The organism is Sphingomonas sediminicola (genome assembly GCF_014489515.1).
Taxonomy (GTDB): Bacteria; Pseudomonadota; Alphaproteobacteria; order Sphingomonadales; family Sphingomonadaceae; genus Sphingomicrobium; species Sphingomicrobium sediminicola.
Genome location: NZ_CP060782.1, coordinates 591,449 through 614,402, shown reverse-complemented (window position 1 = coordinate 614,402; position 22,954 = coordinate 591,449). Strand labels below are relative to the sequence as shown.

Here is a 22,954-nt window from a genome sequence, read left to right as displayed (position 1 = left end):
GAATATTGGAACGGAAGCGTATCGGTTTCACGGCCCCGTTGTGCTCGTGGCCGCTCCCCGCTTAACCACTCCGCCTTGCCCCGGCCCAAGAGCCGCTACAGCCGTCGCGATGGATTCGCGTAAGAGGCCCAGTCGGCTGACCATTAGCTGATGCAGGACTCCCTTCACCTACTGCGCACTCGGCGATTCCTGCCGATCTTCACGACGCAGTTCCTTGGCGCTTTCAACGACAACCTCTTCCGCACCTCGATGGTGTTGCTCGTTATCTACGGCATCTACCGCGACGCGGAGCAGGAAGCGGCGTTCAGCGCGATCGCGGGCGGCCTCTTCATCCTGCCATTCTTCCTGCTTTCGGCCCTGTCGGGACAATTGGCCGACGCGATGGACAAGGCGAAGATCGTTCGGATCGTGAAATCGGCCGAGATCGCCATCATGCTTTTCGGCGCGGGCGGCTTGTTGCTCCACAACATCCCGCTGCTGCTCGTTGCGCTGACCGCGATGGGCGTGCACTCGACCTTCTTCGGGCCGATCAAATATGCGATCCTGCCGCAGCATCTGAACAAGGATGAGGTGCTCGGCGGCACCGGGCTGGTCGAAGCCGGAACCTATATCGCCATCCTCGGCGGAACGATCCTCGGCGGAATCCTCGTGGTGCAGCGCCCGGACGGAACCTTCCACGCAGAGTTCGCGGCCGTCGGTGTCCTGCTGGTCGCGCTGATCGGCCGGATAGCAGGCGGTTTCGTTCCTCAAGCCCTTGCGGCTGACGATGCGGAAATTCCCGGCTATCCGCATAGAGGCATGGACTGGCACATCGTGCGCGCCTCGGTCACGCTGGTGAGCGCGACGCTGCACGTCAGGAGGCTTTTCCTCGCAATCCTTTCGATCAGCTTCTTCTGGGCTATGGGTGCCGTGCTGGCGGCTCAATTCCCGCCCCTGGTGAAGAACGTCTTCTACGCCAACCAGAGCGTCGCCACCCTTTTCCTCGCGGTTTTCTCGGTCGGCGTCGCAATCGGTTCGGTCGCAATCAACCGCATGTTGAAAGGGCAGGTTTCCGCCCGTTTCGCGCCTTCGTCCGCATTGATGATGGGCGTCTTCGTCCTGCTTCTTTACGTGTTGGCCAAGGACTGGTCGGCATCGCCCGAGCTCGTCGGCACACGCGAATTCCTGCGCCATCCGCTCGGATGGGCGGTCGTTCTCGACCTGCTCGGAATCGCGATCGCCGGCGGAATGTTCGTGGTCCCGCTCTACGCCTTCCTCACGACCACTGTCCCCAAGTCGGAGACCGCGCGGACCGTTGCTGCCAACAATATCGTCAATTCCGGAGCGATGGTCGTTGCCACATTGATGCTCACAGGCCTCGTTCTTGTCGGCGTGTCCGTCGCGGAAACACTGTTCCTGGTGGCGCTCGGAAGCATCGTGGCAGCCTGGCTGGGATGGAAGCTCCACCTCGCCTGCGACTGAGCGAGTGCCCTTACTGGCGGAAGTGAAAGAACTGGCGCCGAAGCGAAGAATCTTCCGGTACGAAAAGCATATCGATCTGGGCGAGATCGACACCGTTGGGCCGGCTGAACCCGCTGATGTCCAGCGGCGTGAAACCGCGATCGGCCATATAACCGAGGGTCTTCATGAGCGGCGGCGCACCCTCATTGTAAGCCACGAACGGCAATTCCAGCTGCACAAGGCCAGAACGCGCAAGCGTTGCCTGCCCACCCTCGAGAACTTCCAGTTCGGCCCCCTGCACATCAATCTTCAGGAACAGGCCGTCGGGCAATCCGGCCGTAAGGTCGTCGAGCGTTCGTGTGGTGAGCGTCGTGACCGTCCGCGGCACGTCGCTCCGCTCGGGAAACATCGATGAGCCGGTTTCCATCTCGTAGAACTCAACGGACTTGCCAGATTTTGCGCCAAGGACAGCCATTTCAAACCGTAGGCCGCTTTCCTTGCTGCAAAGCGCCTCGAGATACGGCCGCTTGCTCTCTTGGGCCTCGACCATCAAGCCGGGCGTACTGGCCCACACCCGGCGAGCAAGACGCGTCCAATCTCCTTGATAGGCGCCGACGTCGACGATCGCCTTCGGCCGCCAGCCCTTGGCTAGCAACCGGCGGTAGGCTTCCTCTTCGGGACTGATGTATCGCCTACGGGAAAGAAGCCGCCGCCAATTCATCCTTGCAGGAGCTTCCCTTCTTGCCGGTCGGCGAGGCTACCCGGCCTGAAGGCGCACTTTCGAGCTTCTTCGGGGATTGCCTCGACAGCCGGTCATTACCCACCAATCGGTTTCGTCCGGCTCTCTTACCATACCCCACAACCCCCGAAAGCAACCCGAGTATCACGGGCATAGCTCCGACGCGGCGGACCGATCGATTACATTTATCAAGCAGGGCGTCTTGCGCCGCAATGACAGTCTCAAGCCATTACCGCCGCCCGCGCGGTCAACGGATCCGCCTTCAGCTGAATCAGCGAACTACGCTGGCTTCGAAACGGCTCGGGATCAAAAGATTAGGACGGAAACGAACAGGAAGCCGATCGCGAAGGTTGTCGCGAACAGCTTGAGATCATCGCTGATGACCAAGCCGCCTTCTTTGGCGCTGCCCAGGATGAAGCCGGGCATGCGCCTGCCGAAGAGGCGTGGGTCGATTGCAATCGCGGGACGCAAGGTACGCATGGGAACTTCTTAAGATGCTTTTAACCATGCACACAACGCCCCCGCGCAGACATGCGCTCCCGCCGTTTCGAAACGGGACGTTCTTCAGGATTGCGAAATCGGGTTAGGCGGCTCGGGTCGAGCTATTCGTCGCCTTCGTCGACGGCTCCGACCGGCGGGCAACGAGCTGGGCCGCCTGGTCCGCCTCCATCGGCTTTCCGAAGTACCAGCCCTGTCCGCTCGAACAGCCGATCGCCAGCACCGCGGCGTGCGCCGCCTCGTTCTCGATGCCCTCGACGAGGATCGGCACTTCGAGCGCGTCGGCGAGCGTGGCCACCGCGCGAACGATCGCAGCGCTCTGCCCGCTCTCGTGGATGTTGGTCACGAAGGATCGGTCGATCTTGATGATGTCGAACGGAAGCGAGCGCAGGTGAGAGAGCGACGAAAAGCCGGTCCCGAAGTCGTCGAGCGCCAGGCGGATGCCCTGGTTCTTGAGGCTTGTGACGATGCTCCGCGCGAGATCCATGTCGCCGAACAACGACGTCTCCGTAATCTCCACCACCAGCCGATCGGCCGGGAAATTACACTCGGTCAGGATGCGGACGATACGCTCGGCCAGCCAGCCATCCGAGAATTGCGACGGCGAGATGTTGACGGAGATCTTGATCGACGGATCCCAGTCCCGCGCCGCGATCAGCGCCGACCGGATCACCTGCTCGGACAAGCGATCAATTACACCGATTTCCTCGGCGACCGGGATGAACTGGTCCGGCGAGATGATGCCCGCGAGCGGGTGACGCCAGCGTGCAAGCACTTCGAAGCCGGTGATCTCGCTGGTGCGCAGGTCCACCTGCGGCTCGAAGAACGGCAGGAACTGCTCGTGCTCGAGGCCGAAGCGGATGCCCTGCTCGATCTCGCCGTGCGCCATCAGCGCCCGCTCCATTGCGGAATCGAACCAGATCGGCCGGACGACGCGTCCCGACTTCGCATCATCGAGGGCGATATCCGCGCGCCGAAGCAGGTCCGGCACACGCACCTCGCCCGGACGGGCCGCGGCCATGCCGGCAAATGCGCCGACCTGGATCATTTTCCCGTCAATATCGAACGGCCGAGTGGTGAGCCTGAGCAAGGACTCGACACGCTTCTCCGCTTCTTCGCGAGCCTCACTCTTGAGGAGGCTGGCGATAGCGAATTCGTCGCCGCCCATGCGCGCGACCACCGTGCCCTCCCCCGCATTTTCCAGGATCGTCCCGGAAATGCCGCGGAGCAGAGCGTCGCCAGTATCGTAGCCGTGCCGGTCATAGATCGACCGGAAACGATGCAGCTGCAGGGACACGATCAGGAGCGATGCATTCTCCTGTTCGGCCTTCTCGAGAAGATCCTCGGTGCCGTCAGCGAAGCCTTTGCGATTGAGCAGGCCAGTGACCGCATCGGTCGACGCCGCGATAGCGGCTCGCCGCTCGCCCTCGATGCGGCGCTCCGTTTCGTGCTGCAGGTCGACGTAACGCCGCCAGCCGAACAGGATCAGGGCGACGTTCAACGTCAGCGCGATTGCCGCGACCTGCGCACCAGGGCCGAGAATGGCCTGGGCTCGCGCCAGCTCACGGAAGAACGAAGTGCCGTTACCGATAAGCAGGACGACGGCCGCGATGACCGTCCCAAGCACGACCCAGTCGTGGCGCGCGCTATCCAGCGGCGCGCGGCTTCTCAGCGAGAGCGAACGCGTGAACACAGACGGTTCGTTACGCGCACAAGATTAATAATTTACGTTGAGAGGCGGGCACAAATGCCCCTTCTCGCCATCCGACGGAGCCTCGAAATCGTGATGCCCCCGGCATCACTGGATTTCGATGCTGGTGCGGACGGTGGGAATCGAACCCACACTCCCGTTACGGGAAGAGGATTTTAAGTCCCAGCGTCTACCGTTCCGCCACGTCCGCTTGTCCAGCCGCGGGTACGGTAGGGCGCCCCGGCTACTCGGCAGTAACCTCGCCTAAGTTCAAGCGCTCGCGCATTTCCTTGCCCGGCTTGAAGTAAGGCACGCGCTTGGCGTCGACCGACACCGGGTCGCCGGTGCGCGGATTGCGCCCGACACGGGCGTCGCGCTGGCGCGTCGAAAATGCACCGAAGCCGCGAAGCTCGACACGGCCGCCCTTTGCAAGCTGGTCGGTAATGGAATCGAACAGGGCACCCACGACGCCTTCGACCTCACGTTGGGTCAGGTCGGGAAAATCGCCGCACAATTTCTGCACCAGTTCCGAGCGAATCATCTCATCCCCGCAGGTATGTTTTCGAATGACTGACGCCTCTCCCAAGAGGCGGATGCACGCTGTCAGGAAAGGGGCGGCGGCGCAAGTGTCGCCGCCCCTTACACTGTTACTTCTTCTTCGAGGTCTTCTTCTCGGTCGCAGTCTCGGAAGCAGCCTGCTTTTCCTTCAGGGCCGCACCGAGGATGTCGCCGAGCGACGCGCCGCTATCCGACGAGCCGTACTGGGCAACCGCCTGCTTCTCTTCGGCGATCTGCATCGCCTTGATCGAGAAGTTCGGCTTCTTCGAACGATCGAGACCTATGATCATCGCGTCGAACTTCTGGCCGACCTGGAAGCGCTCCGGACGCTGCTCGTCGCGGTCGCGGCCGAGGTCGGTGCGCTTGAGGAAGCCCGAAGCGCCGCCCTCGGCGATCTGGACCTCGAGCCCGCCGTCCTTCACCTCGAGAACCTCGACGGTGACGATCTCGCCCTTCTTGGCGCTGCTGCCGCCGGCCGCACCGGCCGAAACGCCGCCCCGCTCAAGCTGCTTCATGCCGAGGCTGATGCGCTCCTTCTCGACGTCGACGTCGAGCACCTGCGCCTGAACGGTCTCGCCCTTGCGGTGCAGCTGGAGAGCTTCCTCGCCCGACACGCCCCAGGCGATGTCCGACATGTGAACCATTCCGTCGACTTCGCCCTCGAGGCCGATGAATAGGCCGAACTCGGTTGAGTTCTTGACCTCGCCCTCAACGGTCGAGCCGACCGGGTGGGTCGCCGCGAAAGCTTCCCACGGGTTCGCCTGGGCCTGCTTGAGGCCGAGCGAAATCCGGCGCTTCTCCTGATCGACCTCGAGCACCTTCACTTCGACTTCCTGCGAGGTGGAGACGATCTTGCCCGGGTGGACGTTCTTCTTGGTCCAGCTCATCTCGGACACGTGGACGAGGCCCTCGATGCCGGCCTCGAGCTCGACGAACGCACCATATTCGGTGATGTTCGTCACGCGGCCCTGGAACACGCCGCCGACCGGATACTTGGCCGCCGCGCCTTCCCACGGATCCGTCTCGAGCTGCTTCATGCCGAGGCTGATGCGCTGCGTGTCACGGTTGATGCGGATGATCTGCACCTTCACCGTGTCGCCGATGTTCAGCACCTCGCTCGGGTGATTGACGCGCTTGTAGCTGATGTCGGTCACGTGCAGCAGGCCGTCGATTCCGCCGAGGTCCACGAACGCGCCGTAATCGGTGATGTTCTTGACGACGCCGTCGATCACCTGCCCCTCTTCGAGGCTCTGGATCAGGCCGCTGCGCTGCTCGGCGCGGGTCTCTTCGAGGATGGCGCGGCGCGACACGACGATATTGCCGCGGCGGCGGTCCATCTTGAGCACCATGAACGGCTGCGGGACCTCCATCAGCGGTCCGACGTCGCGGACCGGACGAATGTCGACCTGTGAACCGGGCAGGAAGGCCACGGCGCCGCCGAGGTCGACGGTGAAGCCGCCTTGACGCGGCCGAAGATCACGCCTTCGACGCGGTTGCCGGCTTCGAATTCCTTTTCGAGGCTGTCCCAGGCGGCTTCGCGGCGAGCGCGGTCGCGCGACAGCATCGCTTCGCCCTGCGAATTCTCGACGCGGTCGACATAGACCTCGACTTCGTCACCGACCTTGATTTCCGCTTTCTGGCCGGGCGCGGCGAACTCGCGCAGCGCCACACGGCCTTCGGACTTGAGCCCCACGTCGATCACCGCGAGGTCGTTCTCGATCGCGGTCACCGTGCCCTTGACGACCTTGCCCTCGAAAGTCTCGTTCTCTCCGCCGAGCGACTTGTTGAGGAGCTCCGCGAAATCGTCGCGGGTCGGAAATGTCGTGGTTGCCATAAAGTGGATAGTCTTTCGTATTCATTCGGCCTGCCGCGAGCGCGCCACCATGGCGAGCCTTCACATGCGGACCTGGTTCAATGCACTGCCGCCGCGGGCTCATCCCGTGGTGGCGTCCTTTGGAGCGGCTGGTCCCGAAGACAGCCCATCATGCAAAAAGCGCGTTCCGGTGCCGGAAAGCCGGTTCACCGCACGCGCTCGCCAATTGAGACGGGCTGTCCAGAGGGGAATAGCCGCCCGCCGGACGCCGGGGGCCTTACTCTAGAGGGGGCGTGGGGCAAGGAGCGATGCGCGCCGGTGACGGCTTGCGGAGCGCGGGAAGCCATTGCGGACACTGAACATAGCCGCATAGGGCTTTGTCCATGCCGAAAACCAGCTCGTTCGACGCAATCATCATCGGTGCCGGAGCGGCTGGAATGTTCTGCGCGGCGCTGGCCGGCCAGCGCGGGCGCCGCATCCTGCTCGTCGATCACTCGCCGGAGCCTGGCCGGAAAATCCTGATTTCCGGCGGCGGCCGCTGCAATTTCACGAACATCGGTGCAACCGCCAGCAACTTTCTCTCGGCCAACCCCCATTTCGCCAAGTCCGCGCTCAGCCGGTTTACGCCAGCGGATTTCATCGCCCTGGTCGATCGGCACGGCATCGCTTGGCATGAGAAGACGCTCGGCCAGCTCTTCTGCGACGGCTCATCGAAGCAGATCGTCGCGATGCTGCTCGACGAATGCGCCGCCGGAAAGGTGGAGACCGCATTCGGTCAGGCGGCGACCGTCGAGCACCGTAACGGATCGTTCCAGGTCAGTCTCGGCAAAGACGTGACGCAGGCGCCCGCACTCGTGCTCGCCAGCGGTGGTCTGTCCATCCCAAAGCTCGGTGCGACCAGCTTTGCATATGACGTGGCACGGAGCTTCGGCTTGAAGATCGTCGAACCGCGCCCCGCGCTCGTCCCACTGACTCTTTCCGGGGAGGAGGCGCTGTTCAAGACGCTATCCGGCGTTTCCGCCGAGGTCGTCGCCCGCGCCGGAAACGGAAGCTTCCGGGAAGCTGCCTTGTTCACCCATCGCGGTCTGTCCGGGCCCGCCATCCTGCAGGTTTCATCCTATTGGCGGCATGGCGATCCTGTGACGATCGACTTCCTGCCCGATCTTCGCCCCGGCTGGCTTCGTCAGGCAAAGCGCGACGATCCGCGTATCACGCTTCGCCGGTTGCTCGGGCGCACGCTTCCCGACCGGCTTGCGGAGACGCTGTCCGACCAGCTCGGGATTGGCCTTGAGCTTGGAAACATACCCGACCGCGCACTCGACGCCGCCGAGCACCGCCTCGCCGAGTGGCAATTCGCGCCTAACGGAAGCGAGGGCTTCGCCAAGGCCGAAGTCACGATCGGCGGCATCAGCACTGCCGAACTGTCATCGCAGACGATGGAGTCCAAACGCGTCCCCGGCCTTCTCGCCATCGGCGAAGCGGTCGACGTCACCGGCTGGCTTGGCGGCTATAATTTCCAATGGGCCTGGGCCAGCGCGCACGCCGCTGCGCAATCTCTCTAGTCCCCTACCGCTCCGGCGCGATTCCGCGTAGGCGCTGGCGCCATGCAACATTCAAGAATTCACTCCGCGCTCGCGGAGGCATTGGCCGCGCGCGGTTATGACACGCTGACGTCGGTCCAATCGGCGGTCATCGAGGAACAGGCTGATGGCCGCGACCTGATCGTTTCCGCCAAGACCGGTTCGGGCAAGACCGTGGCATTCGGCCTGGCGATCGCGGATCAATTGCTCGAAGGCGACAAGGCACCATGGAGCCGCGAACCGCTCGGCCTGGTGATCGCGCCGACCCGCGAACTCGCAATCCAGGTCAGCAAGGAATTGCAGTGGCTCTACGCGCCGGCGGGAGCTCGCGTGGTAACTTGCGTCGGCGGTATGGACCCGATGAAGGAACGTCGCGCGCTGCAGGGTGGCGCTCACATCGTCGTCGGAACGCCCGGCCGTCTTCGCGATCATCTCGAACGGGGCGCGCTCGATCTTTCCGCCTTGCGGGCCGTAGTCCTCGACGAGGCCGACGAGATGCTCGACATGGGCTTTAGGGAAGAGCTGGAGGAAATCCTCGACGCAACGCCCGATGAACGCCGGACCTTACTATTCTCCGCCACCATGCCGCGACCAATCGTGGCGATGGCGCGCCGCTACCAGAAGGATGCGCTGCGCATCGAGACGATCGGCGAGAGTGAGGCTCATGCCGACATCGCCTATCAGGCCGTCGCGGTATCCCCAACCGACATCGAGCATGCGGTGGTCAATTTGCTTCGACTGCATGAAGCCGAGACCGCGATCCTGTTCTGCGCGACCCGCGACGCGGTCCGTCGCCTTCATGCAAGCTTGACCGAGCGCGGCTTCCACGCCGTCGCTTTGTCGGGGGAACATAGCCAGAGCGAGCGCAACAATGCACTCCAGAGCCTTCGCGACAAGAAAGCGCGCGTATGCGTCGCGACCGATGTGGCCGCCCGGGGCATCGACTTGCCCTCGGTCTCGCTGGTCATTCACGTCGAGCTTCCTCGCGATGCGGAGGCGCTTCAGCACCGATCCGGCAGGACCGGCCGAGCCGGGCGGAAGGGCATCGCCGTGCTGATGGTCCCGTTCCGCCGGCGCCGCGCGGTGGACGCAATGCTGAAGCGGGCGCGCATCGACGCCGAATGGATCGAGCCACCGACCCCCGACCAGATTCGCACGAAAGATCGCGACCGCCTCCTCGAAGCGCTCTCCGCGCCGGTCGAGCTTGATGAAGAAGACCAGCAGCTTGCCGCGCAGCTGATGGAAAAGCTGACCCCGGATGCAATCGCCGGCGCGCTCGTTCGAGCGCTGCGCACCGACCTTCCGGCACCCGAGGACATCCTCGCATCAGGCGGAAAGGAAGAGCGCGAGCCGGGTCCACGAGCAGGGTTCGAGGGATCGACCTGGTTCGTGATCAACGCCGGCAGGCGCCACAACGCCGACCCCCGCTGGCTGTTGCCGGTCATCTGCCGCTACGGTCATATCGGCCGCAACGACATCGGAGCGATCAGGGTGGCGGCGAACGAAAGCTATTTCGAGGTAACCCAGCGCGCGACGCCGGGCTTTATCAAGGCGCTGCGCCGGGCCACGATCGCGCCAGAGGATGAAGGCTTGGTGATCGAGCAGGCCCCGCCTCGCGGAGGAGCGCCAACGCCGCAGGTGCGACCATCAAAGAGCCACCCGCGCGTGAAGCCCAAATGGCAAGCTGACAAATCAAGATAGAAGTCGCGGTAAGTGCAACGGCATCGAGTCCGCTTTGACGATGTCCGGCTTGGCGCGTTATGGTCGGGTCCGGGTCGCGCCGGGTGGTCGAGGGACACTGAATGAAGCTGCCGCTGGTTGGCATTGCCGTCGCCCTGGCGTTCGCCGGGTCGGGCGCCGATGCGAAGCTTCCGCCCTTCGCGATCCCGTCTTCCTGAACATCGGCTTCGTCTGCCAGTGGCAGGAGAGCTGCATCGAGAAGCAGCAGCGGGCGATGAAACGCTCGCTCGGCTTCGTGAAGAAGAACAAGCCGCCCGCGTGGAAGGTGCAGTTCTGCAATCGCCGCGCCTCGTTCCGGCGGACCGGGCGCATCGACTGGATCAGCTATTACAACTGTATTTCGAACCGGAGTCTTGGCCAGGCATCGGCCGGCGGAAGGCGGACTGCTCGCTAAAACGGTGGATAAGTCAGTTAGATAGCTCCGAAAGAAAGAATTCGTTAACCATTTCGGGCCGATTCTGGACGGGTCCCGAAGCGGGATGACCTCCGCTCCGGGCTGGAGATATCCCGTGCCGTACTACAGGTTATATTTCCTCGATCGCCGGGGTCGCTTCGGCCGGGTCGAGGGGTTCGCCGCACAAGATGACGCGATCGCCATCCGTCAAGCCGAAGGGCATGGCGAGACGGTCAAGGAATTGTGGTGCGGCGGACGGCGCGTCAAGCAGTGGAGCGGCGGGGAGAAGGCGGCCTAGGAGGGGGCCGCCTTTACCAGCTGCGGCGGATCTTCGGGCGAGCCTCTTCCTCGCTTTCGGAAGGAGACTCGCGGCCGTCGTTGCGCTCCTTCATATCAAGGAACGTGCGGACGGTATCGGCGGAGAGCGGACGGCCGAACAGATAACCCTGCCCTTCCGCGCAGCCATACTTGCCGAGCTCGTTACGCACCTGCTCGGACTCGATGCCCTCGGCGGTAATCGGAACATTGAGCGTGTGGCCAAGGCTGGTGATCGTGTTGACGATCGCCGCGGTCTGCTCGCTCTTCACGATGGTGCTGATGAAGCTCTTGTCGATCTTGATGCGGTCGATTGGCAGCGTGTTGACCTGGGAAAGCGAGGCGTAGCCGGTGCCAAAATCGTCGAGTGAGATGCTGATTCCGACATTCTTCAGGCTGCCAATGGTCGCCAGCACCTGCTCGCGGTCTTCCAGCAGGGACGCCTCGGTGATCTCGACTTCCAGGCGGTGCGCCGGGAAACCGGCCTCGGTCACCACCTTCATGATGTGCTGGGCGAGCTGCGGGTCGCGGAACTGCACCGGCGAGACGTTGATCGCGATCTTCAGGTGCGGCGGCCAGTCCCGCGCTTCCTTCAGCGCCTGCTCGACCACGCTGATGGTCAGCGGGCCGATGAGGCCGGTCTTCTCCGCCGCCTCGATGAAAGTCTCGGCCTCCAGGAATCCGCGGGTGGGCGAACGCCAGCGGGCCAGCGCCTCGAACCCGACGAGCTCGCGAGAGGTGAGGTCGATCAGCGGCTGGAAGAACGGGACGAATTCGCCGTTCTCGATGCCGCTGCGAATGTCTTCTTCCAGCTGCACACGGTCGGTGAGCTCGCGCTCAAGCTCCGGATCGAACCAGGCGAAGCAGTTCCGGCCTGCACGCTTGGCGGCGTACAGTGCGAAATCGCTTTCGCGCAGGACGTCCTCCTCCTTCTGAAGCTTGCGGACCTGCGACAGGCCGATCGAAGCGGAAACGAAGACCCGGACGGTGCCCAGGTCCACGGGCTTCGACAGCCGCGACAGAATGCCCTGCGCGACCTTCTCGGCTTCCTTGGCGCTCGCGCCGTCCAGCAGGATTGCGAACTCGTCCCCGCCGATGCGGGCGCAGCAGCTGTCCGCCGGGGCTTCGTCGACGAGCGCATCGGCGACGATCTTGAGCAGCTTGTCGCCGGCAAGGTGACCGTGAAGGTCGTTGACACGCTTGAAGTGGTCGAGGTCGAGCAGGAGCAGCACACCCGAGCTTTTCGCCGCCAGCGAGAGTTCCAGCGCGCTCATCAGCTCGCGGCGATTGGCGAGGCCCGTGGCAGGATCGGTATTGGCGTTGCGTTCCGCCAGCCGCTCTGCCTTGTCATAGGCATCGAGTGCTTCCTTCAAATCCTTCGAGCGCCGCCAGCCGAACAGGATGATGGCGATGTTGAGGATGAATGCGACCGAGAGCGCATTGTCGTGGGCCTGGACCTGCAGGCCATCGAAGGCCGCGGGCACGACCTGGCTGCCGAGCGCGACAAACAGGATGATTGCCGCCGCGGTGGCGCAGCTGGTTATCAAATGGCTGCTTGCTATCCTCACAGCCTTGCTCCTCGAATCCGGCACGTCCTGGCCTCTTTTCACTCAGTCCACCGCTCCGGAATTACCGAACATAGGTGAAAATTCTGCTACTTAGGCGCTAGGAATTTTCCTATTGCAGATATGGAACATATAGGGAACAAGGGCGCGCGGAGTCGGTGTCGGGCTCTGAAAAGGAGGTCCGGAGTGCTCGTTCTCGATCCGCCCGCCCTGCTCGCGATTGCGGCACTGATCAGCAGTGTCTCGGCGCTGGTGTGGGCGGTTCGGCGCAAGCCCTAACGCGACTTCCGACCAGCAATGATGTCGCCGATCTCTCGCAACCGCGCCACGTAGGCGGTCGTCAGGCAGTCGGGAGAAGCACGGGCATCGCGCCGCACATTGAATTGCTGGCGCGTCCCCAGCAATAGCCCGCGCTTTCCTTCGTCCGCGCGATCCCACGATTGGCGGTAGAAGTTCGACAATTGCATGACTGATCCAATCCTGCTCAATTTCCTTCGGAAGCCGGGATTCGCGAGCGAGTCCCGAGGGGAGGATATCGCTTTGCTCGTGACGCTCATGCGGCGGACGTGTGTCCCGCAACGTTGCACTGCAGACTCTTGAGGAACTCTCTTTCCCGACCAGTGGTTTATCCGCGGGATGGATGGAGGATCGCGCATGGCGCGCTTGAGGATCCTGGCAGTTGTAGCGACAGTCGCGTGCACCGCCCCGGCGGCCGCAGAGCCCGCCGGCAGCTCCAACACCAGCGCGCTTTCTTCTCTTTCGCGGGTCGGCGGCGAAGCTCCGATTCAGATCGCGAGGCGGGGTTTCTCGTTCCCCGTCATCGATTATGCCGAGCCCAATGGCATTTGGCAGCAGCGGCGCGGGATCATCGCCGGCAAGGAAATTGCGCGCGGCACCGTGCTCGGGCTCGGCATCTTCCAGACCTCGCCCAAGATGCGCGGATATGTCGGGGACGTGCCGCAGAACATGGCGCCCAAGCGCAACAAACGGGCGGCCATCGGCCTTTCGATGAAATTCTAGGAAAGGCGCCCGGCCGAAACCGGGCGCTCCGGCTTCCCCTTATTTCAAGCGATCGAGCATCTGGGCAGCCGTCAGCGGCCCAACGACGTAGGTGTCCGTATGCGACTGGATGTGCTTGCGGAGCTCGAGGCCCACTTTCGGCCCGCTCGGCAGTCCCATCTTCGCAGCGGCGGCGTCGGCGGCCTGATCCTGGGCATCGGTCGTCACAGGAGCGATCATCAGATAGTCCCAGCTGTCGCCATCAGTGTGCGCATAGATCTGGCTCGCCGGAATGCCCGCAGCCGCTGCGATGCGGTCCTGCTGAGCGAGCCACTCAAGAAGCGCCTGCTGATGTCCGGGCGCTGCATGATAGATGGAGATGATTGCCCGAGGTGGGCTCGCGGCTTGGGCATAGGCAATTGACGTCGCGGCGATTGCCCCTGCCGCCGCTGCGGCCGCATATTTCATCAAGTATTTCATTGGCTTTCCCCTGCTCGAATGGACGCAGGTGGGGAGCACTACCGGCGCAGAATTCCCCCGAACGCGCCGGCGGACGTGCTGCGCCTCAACAGCAGGAGAGTCAAACGGAGTTCAGGCGTTCGCGAGCTTGTGCTCGACCAGCCGGATAGCCTCCGCAATGGCCTGCTCGGCGGTAAGGTCGCTGGTGTCGAGAAGGTCCGCATCCTGAGCCTGGAGGAGCGGTGCGATTTCGCGCGTGGCATCGCGCTCATCGCGAGCACGGATGTCCAGCAGCACGTCATCGTAATGGCCCGGCATCCCGCGCTCCAGCAGCTCGCGCACGCGGCGCTGGGCCCTGACTTCCGCGCTGGCCGTCACGAACAGTTTGACGTCCGCCTCAGGCGCGATGACCGTACCGATATCCCGGCCGTCGAGCACTGCCCCGCCCTCCTGCGCGGCGAAATCGCGCTGGCGCTGAAGCAGGGCATCCCTAACCGAGGCATAGGAAGAAATCTTCGAAGCGATCCGGGATATCGGCTCGCTCCGCAGCTCTTCGTCGTCCGGGTCGAAGCCGAGATTGTCGCACGCCCGGAGCGCCTCGAACTCGATGTTCGGATCGCCGCCCCAGCGCCAGATCTTCAGAGCCACGGCCCGATAGAGAAGGCCCGTGTCCATGTGGGGCAAGCCGAAATGCTTCGCGAGCGCGCGGGCAATCGTGCCCTTGCCGCTTGCAGCCGGTCCGTCGACGGCAATGACGAACCCCTTGCGCGACCCGTCCTGAATTCCGAAATTCCTATTCAAGCGGGCGCTTTGACAGGGCGGATAGCCTATGGCAAGGCGCGCGCCCGAACGCTGCCGCCGTTTCGCGGCCACCTGAATTTGACTGGAGTTAGACCCACATGGTGAAGCCCGAATGGGGCACCAAGCGCACTTGCCCCAAGTGCTCGACCCGTTTCTATGATCTCGGCAACGAGGAGCCTGTGCATTGCATTGAATGCGGCACCGAATGGGTTCCCGAGCCCGTGCTGAAGTCCAAGCAGCCGATGCCGTTCGAGGCTGTTGAGGCGAAGCAAAAGGAAGTGGCGACCGACCAGGACCTCGAGGCCGAGGATCTGGCAGTCGACGAGGAAGAAGAGCCCAGCGCGGACGAGGAAGTCGACCTGGACACCGGCGACGACGATCTTGGCGTCGAGCCCGTCTCCGAAGACGACGAAAGCTAGAAAGTCGCGCCCGGGGAAGCCAAATTCCCCGTTTTCAGGCGTGAAAACTTCGCCTAAGGCGCGTGAAGGATCGGGGCCGTAGCTCAGCTGGGAGAGCGTCGCAATGGCATTGCGAAGGTCAGGGGTTCGATCCCCCTCGGCTCCACCATCCTTCTGATACAGGATAAAAAAGGGCGCTTTCATCGGCGCCCTTTTTCCTTATCGGCCTAATGTCTGCTTTGGGTGGAAAGCGGACGTAGCTCCGGCCTCATTTCCGTCCGAGGGACCGGCTTGATCAACCGGGTACAATCCTTAGCACCTCCCCAGGTCCTTCTGGCAGAGAGGGTGCGAAACCCAGACCTTTGGTTGAGACGTAGAGCGCGCCGTCAGGACCGATGGTCAGGCCGGTAGGAAGCACCAGCCCGTCTGCTATCAGCTCTTTCTTCCCGAATCCGGTAATGCGTACGATTTGGCCCGTCCCCGGCGTCGGGAACGGCGCTCCGACCGTCATCTCCAGAACGTACATTCGGGCTCGATTGTCAAAGGCGACGCCAAGAACCGTGGTAAGGTCCCAGACGACCGTGTCGATTTGACCGGACGGGGTGATCTTCAAGATCTTGGAAGAGCCCGTCTGGATCGGGAAGGTGTTCAGGTTGCCAACGTAGAACACGCCATGCTGGGCAATTGCCGTTGGAACGATATGACCCTGACTCGCGCTGATATCGACGACGCGCGAAATCTTACCATCTGGTGTGATCTTATCGAGTTCGCCGTGGTTGGGCTCAACCGCATAGAGTGCCCCCCGCACCGAGATCATGCTGTACCACGTGCCGTCGGGCTCGAAGTCATCTGCTTCCGGGTTCGCGACCGGATTCGACTGCTGGTAGGCGCCAAGATCGGCGACCAGGGTCGTCGATCCATTACTGCTCACTCGGTAGATGCCGTTCGGATGGTTGGCGATTCCATGCGAACAGCCCCCACCGGCCACGAGCGCGTACAGAGTGTTACCGATCCAGTCGATGTCGGCGACGCCCTCGACGTCACCACCGATGATTTCATTGGCGGAGCTGCTGGGAAGGCGGTCCGTCACCGTCGTACGCACGCCATTGACGACCTTTGAGATTCGGCCGCCCGTGGCGCTTCCCTTGTACGGACCGACCGGAAAGACGACTTGGTCGCATTGCCCGACGGTCGAACCTGTGCCGCCTGGACCACCCTCGGCAACATAGAGATTGCCATCCGGACCGAACTTGAGCTGGCGCGGATTGTTGAAGCCGGTCGCGTAGATGCTGATGCTTGCGACGCCTGCGTGCTTCGTGATTGGCGCTGCGAAAGTCGGCGAGCCGATGGCGAGCAAAGACGTCGTGGAAATTGCGGTCAACAAGACACGGCGCGAGATTCGATGCCGGTTGAGCATGATAGCCCCTTCCTCTTGCGAGGATGCACGGGGCCAAACTCCGCGACACCGGTCACGTGCATTCAGCGCGGACGCCGTGTCTCACCAACGGCGTGCGCCAGCAACTTGTCTTTAGTTAAGTTGCAGCGGTTCGCGGTCATCAGCCGTCGCACTTAACTACGGTTAGGAAAGGAAAGGCTACCCAACGACGACCGCTTCGGCGCGCGAGTGGCCGCCGGGGTACTCTAATGTCCGCAATGGGTCGAAAGTGGACGCTGGCCGACTATCTTGTTCGCCTTGCCTAGCGGAGATGCGCTCTGTAGGCACGCGCGCTGAAATTCGGAGGAAGAGATGAACCAGGACCGGAGCCGCACCACCTTGCCCTCCATGTCTGTCCGGGTTCCTCATGTCCGCTTTACTCACTCTCGACTCCGTTTCGCTCTCCTCGCCTGACGGGCGGCTGCTTTTCTCCGATCTGACCCTGGCGCTCGGATGCGAGCGCGTGGGTCTCGTCGGGCGGAACGGGGCCGGAAAAACCACGCTGCTCCAGGCGATTGTCCAGGGAGCGAGGCCGAGGTCAGGCTCGATTTCGGTCGGAGGAAAGATAGGAGCGCTGCGCCAGATCGCTGAACAGGGATCCGGCCGCGCAGCAGACCTTCTGCGGGTGGCGGAGCCGCTAGCACGTCTTGACCGGATCGAGCGGGGACAGGGAACGGCGGAGGATTTCGCCGCCGCCGACTGGCTCTTGCCTCAGCGCATCGGCGAGGCGCTGGCGGGCGTCGGACTTGGTTCGCCATCGCTCGATCGGCCGATTTCCAGCTTCAGCGGCGGCGAGCGAATGCGTCTCGCGCTCGCAAGGCTTCTGCTGGAGGGGCCGGACCTGATCCTGCTGGACGAACCGACGAACGATCTCGACGCGGCTGGCCGGCAAGCCGTGTCGGCAATGCTTGCGAACTGGAGCGGCGGAGCGCTTGTCGCCAGCCACGATCGCGCGTTGCTGGAGCAGATGGACCGCATCGTCGAGCTTTCGCCGGTCGGCATCCGCGTGGTTGGGGGCGGCTGGTCCGCCTATGAGGCGATGCGCGGTGCTGAGCGCGACCGCGCCGAACAGGCAGCCGAGCGCGCGGAGTCCGAGCTTCGCGCGGCCAAACGGGCGGCTCAATCGGCACGCGAGCGGCAGGCGCGCCGCGACTCCAGAGGCCGCGCCTACGCCGCCAGCGGAAGCGCGCCAAAGATCTCGTTGGGACTCGCCAAGCGTCGCGCGGAGGCGACGGCGGGCCGCTCCGAGCGGGTCGTGGCCCGCGGCGTCGGCCAAGCGGACCAGGCGCGTGACGTCGCACGGGCCGCGCTGGACCGGATAACGCCGTTATCCTTTTCGCTCCCCACGTCCGGGCTACCGGCGAGCCGGGTCGTTCTATCGCTCGAGGAGGTCGTGCTCCAGATCGGCGACCGCCACTTGTTGGGCCCGCTCAGCTTCAGCATGACCGGCGCCGAGCGCGTCGCGATCCACGGAAAGAACGGGGCGGGGAAGAGCAGTCTCCTCAAGCTAATCACCGGCGCTCTTGAGCCCAGCGGAGGCGCCGTGCGGACTGGCGTTCCTCATGCCTATCTCGACCAGCATGTCAGCCTGCTGCGCGACGATCGCTCGTTGCTCGAGAATGTGAAGCGTTGGCAAGGTCTTTCGGACCATGACGCGCATCGCGTGCTGGCGCGGTTTGCGTTCCGCAATCAGGACGCGCTGCGCTTAGCCAGCTCTCTCAGCGGCGGAGAACGGTTGAGGGCTGGGCTGGCGTGCGTGATGGGCTCCGCGCCGCCGCAACTCCTGCTGCTCGACGAGCCCACCAATCATCTGGACGTATCCAGCATCGAGGCTCTGGAATACGCGATTTCACGATATGATGGCGCTCTTATCGTAGTCAGCCACGACCGCTCGTTTCTCGACAAGGTCGGCATCGAGCGCGAGATTTGCTTGGGCTGAGGAGAGCGATTCAAATGTCCGCAATGGGTCGAAAGCGCACATGAGGCACTAGGGCAACAGAACCGCCGCCCTTCGAGTTCTCCTCTTCGCAGTCGGTCCAGGCCTCATTCGCCTTGCTCAATGGAAACACCGTGGTTTGCGTCCGGATCGGCGCCTTCCCGGCGAGTTCGAGGAATTCGATGCCATCCGTCCGGGTCAGATTGGCGACCGACAGGATGGATCGCTCGCCCCACAGGTCCTCGTAGGGAAAGCCGGGAATGTCGCTCATGTGGATCCCGGCGCAAACGACGCGCCCGCCCTTGCGGACCCGCTTCAGCGCCAGCGGGACGAGCGGTCCAACCGGGGCAAAGATGATCGCCGCGTCCAGCTCTTCGGGAGCGTTCTCGTTCGAGGAGCCGGCCCATTCACAGCCGAGCGAGCGGGCGAACTCCTGGCCTTTCTGGTCGCCGCTTTTCGTGAAGGCGAAGACGCGCCTGCCCTGCCAGACGGCCAGCTGCGCGAGAATGTGGGCAGCCGCTCCGAAGCCGTAGAAACCGAGACGCTCTGCGTTGTCCGCAAGCTTGAGCGCGCGGTACCCGATCAGGCCAGCGCACAGTAATGGCGCCGCTTCCACGTCTCCGAACGATTCCGGCAACCGAAAGCAGTAGCGGCTGTCTGCGACAACATGGGTCGCGAACCCACCGTCCCGGCTGAAGCCGGTGAAGGTCGGCGCATCGCAGAGATTTTCCTGCCCTCCCAGGCAAAAGAAACAGTGTCCGCACGTCCCTCCGAGCCACGGGACTCCGACACGATCGCCGATGGCGAAGTCGCCGGCCTCGGGGCCGATCTCGATCACTCGTCCGACAATCTCGTGGCCGGGAACGATCGGCAAAGGCCCGTGAATGTCGCCGTCCGCGACATGCAGATCGGTCCGGCAAACCCCGCAGGCGGCCACTTCCAGAAGCAGTTCGTGATTCCCCGGTTTGGGGATAGGCCGGGATTCCAGGGCCAGCGGCTCTCCCGCTCTCCCAAGCACCATTGCGGACATAGCCGAAATTCCCGCCATGACCCGCGTATAGCCGCGCGCGTTACGGCAATCGACAGCAGGCCCCTGCCCCGCGACCGGTGGCGGAACGGCAAACGTCTCAAGTCATTGATTCTGAAGGGTGTGGCGGTTCGCAAACGGGCTACCTAGCCAGATCCAGCAAGAGAAAAGGAGGACAACATGCCTCGTCAAGACTGGCGCGACGACGACTTCATGACCCGCGAACGCGACTATCGGGACTTCGACGAAAGGGACCGCGGCTCCGATCGCGCCTTCTTCGGCGGAGAGCGAGACGAACCGAGAATGCGGCGGCGCTCAGGAAGCTGGGGAAGCCTGCTCGGCGATGAAACTTCTGGCAGTCGGAGTCGCTATCGTAACGATCGCTCGTTCGGGTCCGACGATTACAAGAGCGGCATTCCGACCGACGAGACCGAGCGGCTTATCTCCTCGAACAAGGTGGAGGGCACTCCGGTCTACGCCCGCAACGGAGAGCGGCTGGGGTCGATCCATAACTTCATGGTCGACAAGTTCCGCGGGCGCGTCGTTTACGCGGTGCTGAAGTACAGCAGCGGTTTCCTGGGCCTCGACGACCGCTACTTCCCGATCGAATGGGATCAGCTGAAGTTTGACACGCGGCTCAGCGGCTATCACGTCGACATGACTGAGGATCAGCTGAAGCGTTCCGGCAGCTGGGACAGGAACGAGCGCTGGCAGGATCGCCGTGACATCGGGTCCGACCGTAGCCGGGCGTACGATCGGGAACGGATGCGCGAAGCCTGGTAGGCTGAAAAAAGAAACGGCGGCGTCCGCGAGGACGCCGCCGCTCACTTGGTACGTTTGAAGCTCTTAGAGAGCGTTCGAAACGTTGCCGAACGTCGTGTTCAGCTTGGTGCCGATGCCCTGCATCGCACCGATCGCTGCAACCGCGATGAGGGCCGCAATCAGACCATATTCGATGGCCGTGGCACCCTTCTCATTCTTGATCAGTTTCAGAAACTTCGACATTTCCGATCTCCTGGGTCCACTAGGGACTGACACGCACCCAACCCGCAGACGCTGCGTAGGTCAGCCATGGGTTTAGGGCGCGGGGAGTTGAAAAAGCATTAAGCGCGCAGGTTAGCGCGCGTTAACCGACAAAAAGAAGCGGCGGCGCCTCTCGACGCCGCCGCCCGAACTTTTCGAAAACAGCTCTTAGAGAGCGTTCGAAACGTTACCGAAAGTCGTGTTCAGCTTGGTGCCGATACCACGCATCGCGCCAATCGCCGCAACGGCGATGAGAGCTGCGATCAGGCCGTATTCAATGGCCGTTGCACCCTTGCTGTCGTTCATCAGCTTGACGAAGCGCTTGAACATCTCTGGTCTCCTGTCCTTGTTTCCCGGGAACTCGTCGTTCCTCCACCCTCGCAGTCCCGCGAAGGTTGACAGCAGAATTAGAAGCCGTGGGTTGAAAAAGACTTAAAAGGACAAGTTTCCAAAAGTTAATTATTTCGCGTCATTCGAATAGCTTCTCAATCTCGCGAAGAACCTTTCGCAAGGGCTCGGCTCCCTTGCTCCATTCCTCTGGAAGCGGGCTTTCGCGCTCCTTGCGCGGCCTGACCTGCTCGGGATCTTGAACTCGCCAGGTAGCGGCGGCCCGGCTCGACCGTCGACCGCCACGGCCGAGACCATGAAATTGTGCCAGATCTGCGCCGGGACCGTCCCGCCGCTGATATTGCGGCCAAGCGGCTTGTCGTCGTCGCGGCCGACCCAGACGCCGACCACGAGATTCCCTGCGAAACCCACGAATAAGGCGTCGCGATTGTCCTGGCTGGTTCCTGTCTTTCCAAACGTTGGCACCGCAAGCGCGGCGCGCCGGCCGGTGCCGTTGTTGGCAGCCGCATAGAGAAGGTCGAGCATCGGCGCCCAGTCGCGACGGTTGTCCATTCGCCCGCCGCCCTGAAGCAGCCCGGAGAAGCCCCCGGCCTCCTCGTCAGCGGGAAGCCCTCGCGCGCGAATCGGATAACGCCCGCTGGCGACGGCGGCGTAGGCCGATGTCAGCTCGAGCAGGTTCACACCCGCTGTCCCGAGCGCGACGCTCGGACTGTTCGGCAGCGGAGTCGTAATGCCGAGCTCGCGCGCTGCCCGAAGAACGTTTGCACGGCCGACGCTTTCAGAAAGACGTACCGTTGCCGCATTGCTCGAGCGGGCAAAGGCCTCGCGTAGGGTAATCTCACCCCGATAGACACCGTCGCTGTTGGCCGGAGTCCAGCCATCGATCGTGATCGGCCGATCCTCGATTTTGCTGTCGGGCGTCCAGCCAGCGCGGAGGGCGGCGAGATAGACGAACAGCTTGAAGGCCGATCCCGGCTGCCGTCGCGCCTGCGTTGCGCGATTGAACGGACTGTCACCGTAGTTCTTGCCGCCAACCATCGCGACGACGCGGCCGTCGGGACGCATGGCCACGAGAGCCGCCTGCATGTCGCCGGTCGCTGCCCGGGAAACGGCGCGAACCGCGAGCCGCTGGAGGTCCGCATCCAGGGTAGTCTTCACCTTTACTTCGCCAAAGTCGGATTCGAATGCATCTCGCGCTTCGGGCGCCACCCAATCGGCGAAATATGTTCCGGTCGGAATCTTGGAGGAGCGATAGATCGGGCGAGCCGGCCACGTGGCCTTTGCCCGCCCGCGGCCGATCACGCCGGTGTCCGCCATTGCGTTCAGGACGAGCTTGCTGCGCGCCTGCGCGAGCTTGAGATTGTTCGTCGGCGCGAGCCGCGACGGAGCCTGGACCACACCGGCAAGCATCGCCGACTGCGCGAGGCTCAGATTCTCCGGCTCCCGGCCGAAATAATGCTTCGAGGCGGCACGTAGCCCGTACACGCCGTCGCCGAAATAGACGCTCGAGAGGTAGCGGGAGAGGATTTCCTCCTTGGTCAGCCAGGCTTCGAGCCAGAAGGCGATGATCACCTCCTGCGCCTTCCGCTTCATGCTCCGGTTCGAAGACAGGAAGCTCGTCTTCGCGAGCTGCTGGGTAATGGTTGAGCCGCCCTGGCGGACCCCGCCAGCCTGCATATTGGCGACCAAGGCCCGCCCGATCCCGCGCGGATCGATGCCCCAGTGGCTGTAGAAGCGGCGATCCTCGATCGCGACGAAAGCGGCGGGGGTGAGCTTGTTGAGCTTGGTCACGTCGACCGGCGCTTCCTTGATCGCGCCACGGCGGGCGATCGGCTGTCCCTCCTGCGAAACGAGCAGGATCGCCGGATCATCGAGCGGCTCGAGCGCTCGCGACAAGGGAGCGGTCACGATCAGCCAGATGAGGGTGACGAAGAAGACTGCCGAGATTGCGTACAGCACGAGCGGCCAGCGCCGCCGGCGCTTGGGCTTTTCCTGCGGAAGGCCATCGGGGCCGACACGGGGTGGTGCACCGGCCGGCGCGAAGGGATCCGGCAGATCCTCGACGTTGGAGCCGCCGCGGCTCCAGATCCCCTCATTATCGACCACGCTCGTTCCCGAACCCGCAAAACCTCAGGTGACTTACATTACTAAAACAGTCGGGCGGGTATATCCAGAGATTTGCTGAATGCGGCCTTA

The 22,954-nt window shown here is 63.3% G+C and carries 21 protein-coding genes, 2 tRNA genes and 1 pseudogene; 10 read left to right on the top strand and 14 right to left on the bottom strand.

Features of this window, described 5'->3' with window-relative positions; all coding sequences use genetic code 11:
* Positions 1-150: 150 nt before the first annotated feature.
* On the top strand, positions 151-1,461 hold the full coding sequence (locus H9L14_RS03410) for an MFS transporter (RefSeq protein WP_187709233.1): 1,311 nt from the start codon (positions 151-153) through the stop codon (positions 1,459-1,461).
* A 10-nt stretch (positions 1,462-1,471) separates the two neighbouring features.
* On the opposite strand, the gene H9L14_RS03405 is transcribed toward H9L14_RS03410, so the two are convergent.
* The 5 genes and pseudogenes from H9L14_RS03405 to rpsA form a co-directional block, all read right to left on the bottom strand.
* The gene (locus H9L14_RS03405) at positions 1,472-2,161 is read right to left on the bottom strand and encodes an FkbM family methyltransferase (protein ID WP_187709232.1); all 690 of its coding nucleotides are present in this window, start codon (positions 2,159-2,161) and stop codon (positions 1,472-1,474) included.
* A 601-nt stretch (positions 2,162-2,762) separates the two neighbouring features.
* The gene (locus H9L14_RS03400) at positions 2,763-4,370 is read right to left on the bottom strand and encodes a putative bifunctional diguanylate cyclase/phosphodiesterase (RefSeq protein ID WP_187709231.1); all 1,608 of its coding nucleotides are present in this window, start codon (positions 4,368-4,370) and stop codon (positions 2,763-2,765) included.
* Positions 4,371-4,492: 122 nt separating this feature from the next.
* Positions 4,493-4,578 (bottom strand) — tRNA-Leu (locus H9L14_RS03395).
* 33 nt (positions 4,579-4,611) lie between these two features.
* A complete protein-coding gene (locus tag H9L14_RS03390) occupies positions 4,612-4,908 on the bottom strand; it encodes an integration host factor subunit beta (protein ID WP_187709230.1) in 297 nt (98 codons plus the stop codon).
* Positions 4,909-5,014: 106 nt separating this feature from the next.
* Positions 5,015-6,759 (bottom strand): annotated as a pseudogene (gene rpsA, locus H9L14_RS03385) (30S ribosomal protein S1).
* Positions 6,760-7,121: 362 nt separating this feature from the next.
* Here rpsA and H9L14_RS03380 point away from each other — a divergent pair.
* From H9L14_RS03380 to H9L14_RS03365, 4 genes are all read left to right on the top strand, one after another.
* On the top strand, positions 7,122-8,300 hold the full coding sequence (locus H9L14_RS03380; protein WP_187709229.1) for a BaiN/RdsA family NAD(P)/FAD-dependent oxidoreductase: 1,179 nt from the start codon (positions 7,122-7,124) through the stop codon (positions 8,298-8,300).
* A gap of 42 nt (positions 8,301-8,342) precedes the next feature.
* Positions 8,343-10,019 (top strand): DEAD/DEAH box helicase, encoded by a 1,677-nt coding sequence (locus H9L14_RS03375; protein WP_187709228.1) that lies wholly within the window; start codon positions 8,343-8,345, stop codon positions 10,017-10,019.
* 40 nt (positions 10,020-10,059) lie between these two features.
* Entirely contained in the window at positions 10,060-10,452 is a 393-nt protein-coding gene (locus H9L14_RS03370) for a hypothetical protein (protein WP_187709227.1), read from the top strand.
* Between the two features lie 115 nt (positions 10,453-10,567).
* On the top strand, positions 10,568-10,750 hold the full coding sequence (locus H9L14_RS03365) for a hypothetical protein (RefSeq protein WP_222949908.1): 183 nt from the start codon (positions 10,568-10,570) through the stop codon (positions 10,748-10,750).
* A 13-nt stretch (positions 10,751-10,763) separates the two neighbouring features.
* On the opposite strand, the gene H9L14_RS03360 is transcribed toward H9L14_RS03365, so the two are convergent.
* Both H9L14_RS03360 and H9L14_RS03355 read right to left on the bottom strand, forming a co-directional pair.
* Positions 10,764-12,335 carry a putative bifunctional diguanylate cyclase/phosphodiesterase gene (locus tag H9L14_RS03360; protein ID WP_222949907.1) on the bottom strand — a complete coding sequence of 524 codons (1,572 nt, stop codon included), beginning with the start codon at positions 12,333-12,335 and terminating at the stop codon, positions 10,764-10,766.
* Between the two features lie 272 nt (positions 12,336-12,607).
* Positions 12,608-12,799, bottom strand: coding sequence for a lysozyme inhibitor LprI family protein (locus H9L14_RS03355; protein WP_187709224.1), 192 nt, complete (start codon positions 12,797-12,799; stop codon positions 12,608-12,610).
* Positions 12,800-12,986: 187 nt separating this feature from the next.
* On the opposite strand from H9L14_RS03355, the gene H9L14_RS03350 reads away from it, so the two are divergent.
* The gene (locus tag H9L14_RS03350) at positions 12,987-13,352 is read left to right on the top strand and encodes a hypothetical protein (RefSeq protein ID WP_187709223.1); all 366 of its coding nucleotides are present in this window, start codon (positions 12,987-12,989) and stop codon (positions 13,350-13,352) included.
* A 39-nt stretch (positions 13,353-13,391) separates the two neighbouring features.
* On the opposite strand, the gene H9L14_RS03345 is transcribed toward H9L14_RS03350, so the two are convergent.
* Complete coding sequence (locus H9L14_RS03345) at positions 13,392-13,811, bottom strand: hypothetical protein (protein ID WP_187709222.1); 420 nt, start codon at positions 13,809-13,811, stop codon at positions 13,392-13,394.
* A gap of 111 nt (positions 13,812-13,922) precedes the next feature.
* The gene (gene cmk, locus H9L14_RS03340) at positions 13,923-14,591 is read right to left on the bottom strand and encodes a (d)CMP kinase (protein WP_246444392.1); all 669 of its coding nucleotides are present in this window, start codon (positions 14,589-14,591) and stop codon (positions 13,923-13,925) included.
* Between the two features lie 98 nt (positions 14,592-14,689).
* Between cmk and H9L14_RS03335 the strand changes: the two genes are divergently transcribed.
* Together H9L14_RS03335 and H9L14_RS03330 are read left to right on the top strand one after the other, a co-directional pair.
* Entirely contained in the window at positions 14,690-15,010 is a 321-nt protein-coding gene (locus H9L14_RS03335; protein WP_187709221.1) for a TIGR02300 family protein, read from the top strand.
* 72 nt (positions 15,011-15,082) lie between these two features.
* Positions 15,083-15,158 (top strand) — tRNA-Ala (locus H9L14_RS03330).
* 126 nt (positions 15,159-15,284) lie between these two features.
* Here H9L14_RS03330 and H9L14_RS03325 read toward each other — a convergent pair.
* The gene (locus tag H9L14_RS03325; protein WP_187709220.1) at positions 15,285-16,406 is read right to left on the bottom strand and encodes a ScyD/ScyE family protein; all 1,122 of its coding nucleotides are present in this window, start codon (positions 16,404-16,406) and stop codon (positions 15,285-15,287) included.
* A 385-nt stretch (positions 16,407-16,791) separates the two neighbouring features.
* Between H9L14_RS03325 and H9L14_RS03320 the strand changes: the two genes are divergently transcribed.
* On the top strand, positions 16,792-18,363 hold the full coding sequence (locus H9L14_RS03320; RefSeq protein WP_187709219.1) for an ABC-F family ATP-binding cassette domain-containing protein: 1,572 nt from the start codon (positions 16,792-16,794) through the stop codon (positions 18,361-18,363).
* A 10-nt stretch (positions 18,364-18,373) separates the two neighbouring features.
* Here H9L14_RS03320 and H9L14_RS03315 read toward each other — a convergent pair whose 3' ends face one another.
* Positions 18,374-19,408 carry a zinc-dependent alcohol dehydrogenase family protein gene (locus H9L14_RS03315; RefSeq protein ID WP_343070219.1) on the bottom strand — a complete coding sequence of 345 codons (1,035 nt, stop codon included), beginning with the start codon at positions 19,406-19,408 and terminating at the stop codon, positions 18,374-18,376.
* 159 nt (positions 19,409-19,567) lie between these two features.
* Here H9L14_RS03315 and H9L14_RS03310 point away from each other — a divergent pair, with 159 nt between their 5' ends.
* Entirely contained in the window at positions 19,568-20,170 is a 603-nt protein-coding gene (locus H9L14_RS03310; RefSeq protein WP_187709218.1) for a PRC-barrel domain-containing protein, read from the top strand.
* Positions 20,171-20,233: 63 nt separating this feature from the next.
* Here H9L14_RS03310 and H9L14_RS03305 read toward each other — a convergent pair whose 3' ends face one another.
* The 3 genes from H9L14_RS03305 to H9L14_RS03295 all read right to left on the bottom strand — a co-directional run bounded on the left by H9L14_RS03305 (position 20,234) and on the right by H9L14_RS03295 (position 22,864).
* Entirely contained in the window at positions 20,234-20,392 is a 159-nt protein-coding gene (locus tag H9L14_RS03305) for a Flp family type IVb pilin (RefSeq protein WP_187709217.1), read from the bottom strand.
* A gap of 186 nt (positions 20,393-20,578) precedes the next feature.
* Complete coding sequence (locus H9L14_RS03300) at positions 20,579-20,740, bottom strand: Flp family type IVb pilin (protein WP_187709216.1); 162 nt, start codon at positions 20,738-20,740, stop codon at positions 20,579-20,581.
* Positions 20,741-20,869: 129 nt separating this feature from the next.
* Positions 20,870-22,864, bottom strand: a complete 1,995-nt coding sequence (locus H9L14_RS03295) for a transglycosylase domain-containing protein (RefSeq protein WP_187709215.1) — start codon at positions 22,862-22,864, stop codon at positions 20,870-20,872.
* Positions 22,865-22,954 lie beyond the last annotated feature (90 nt).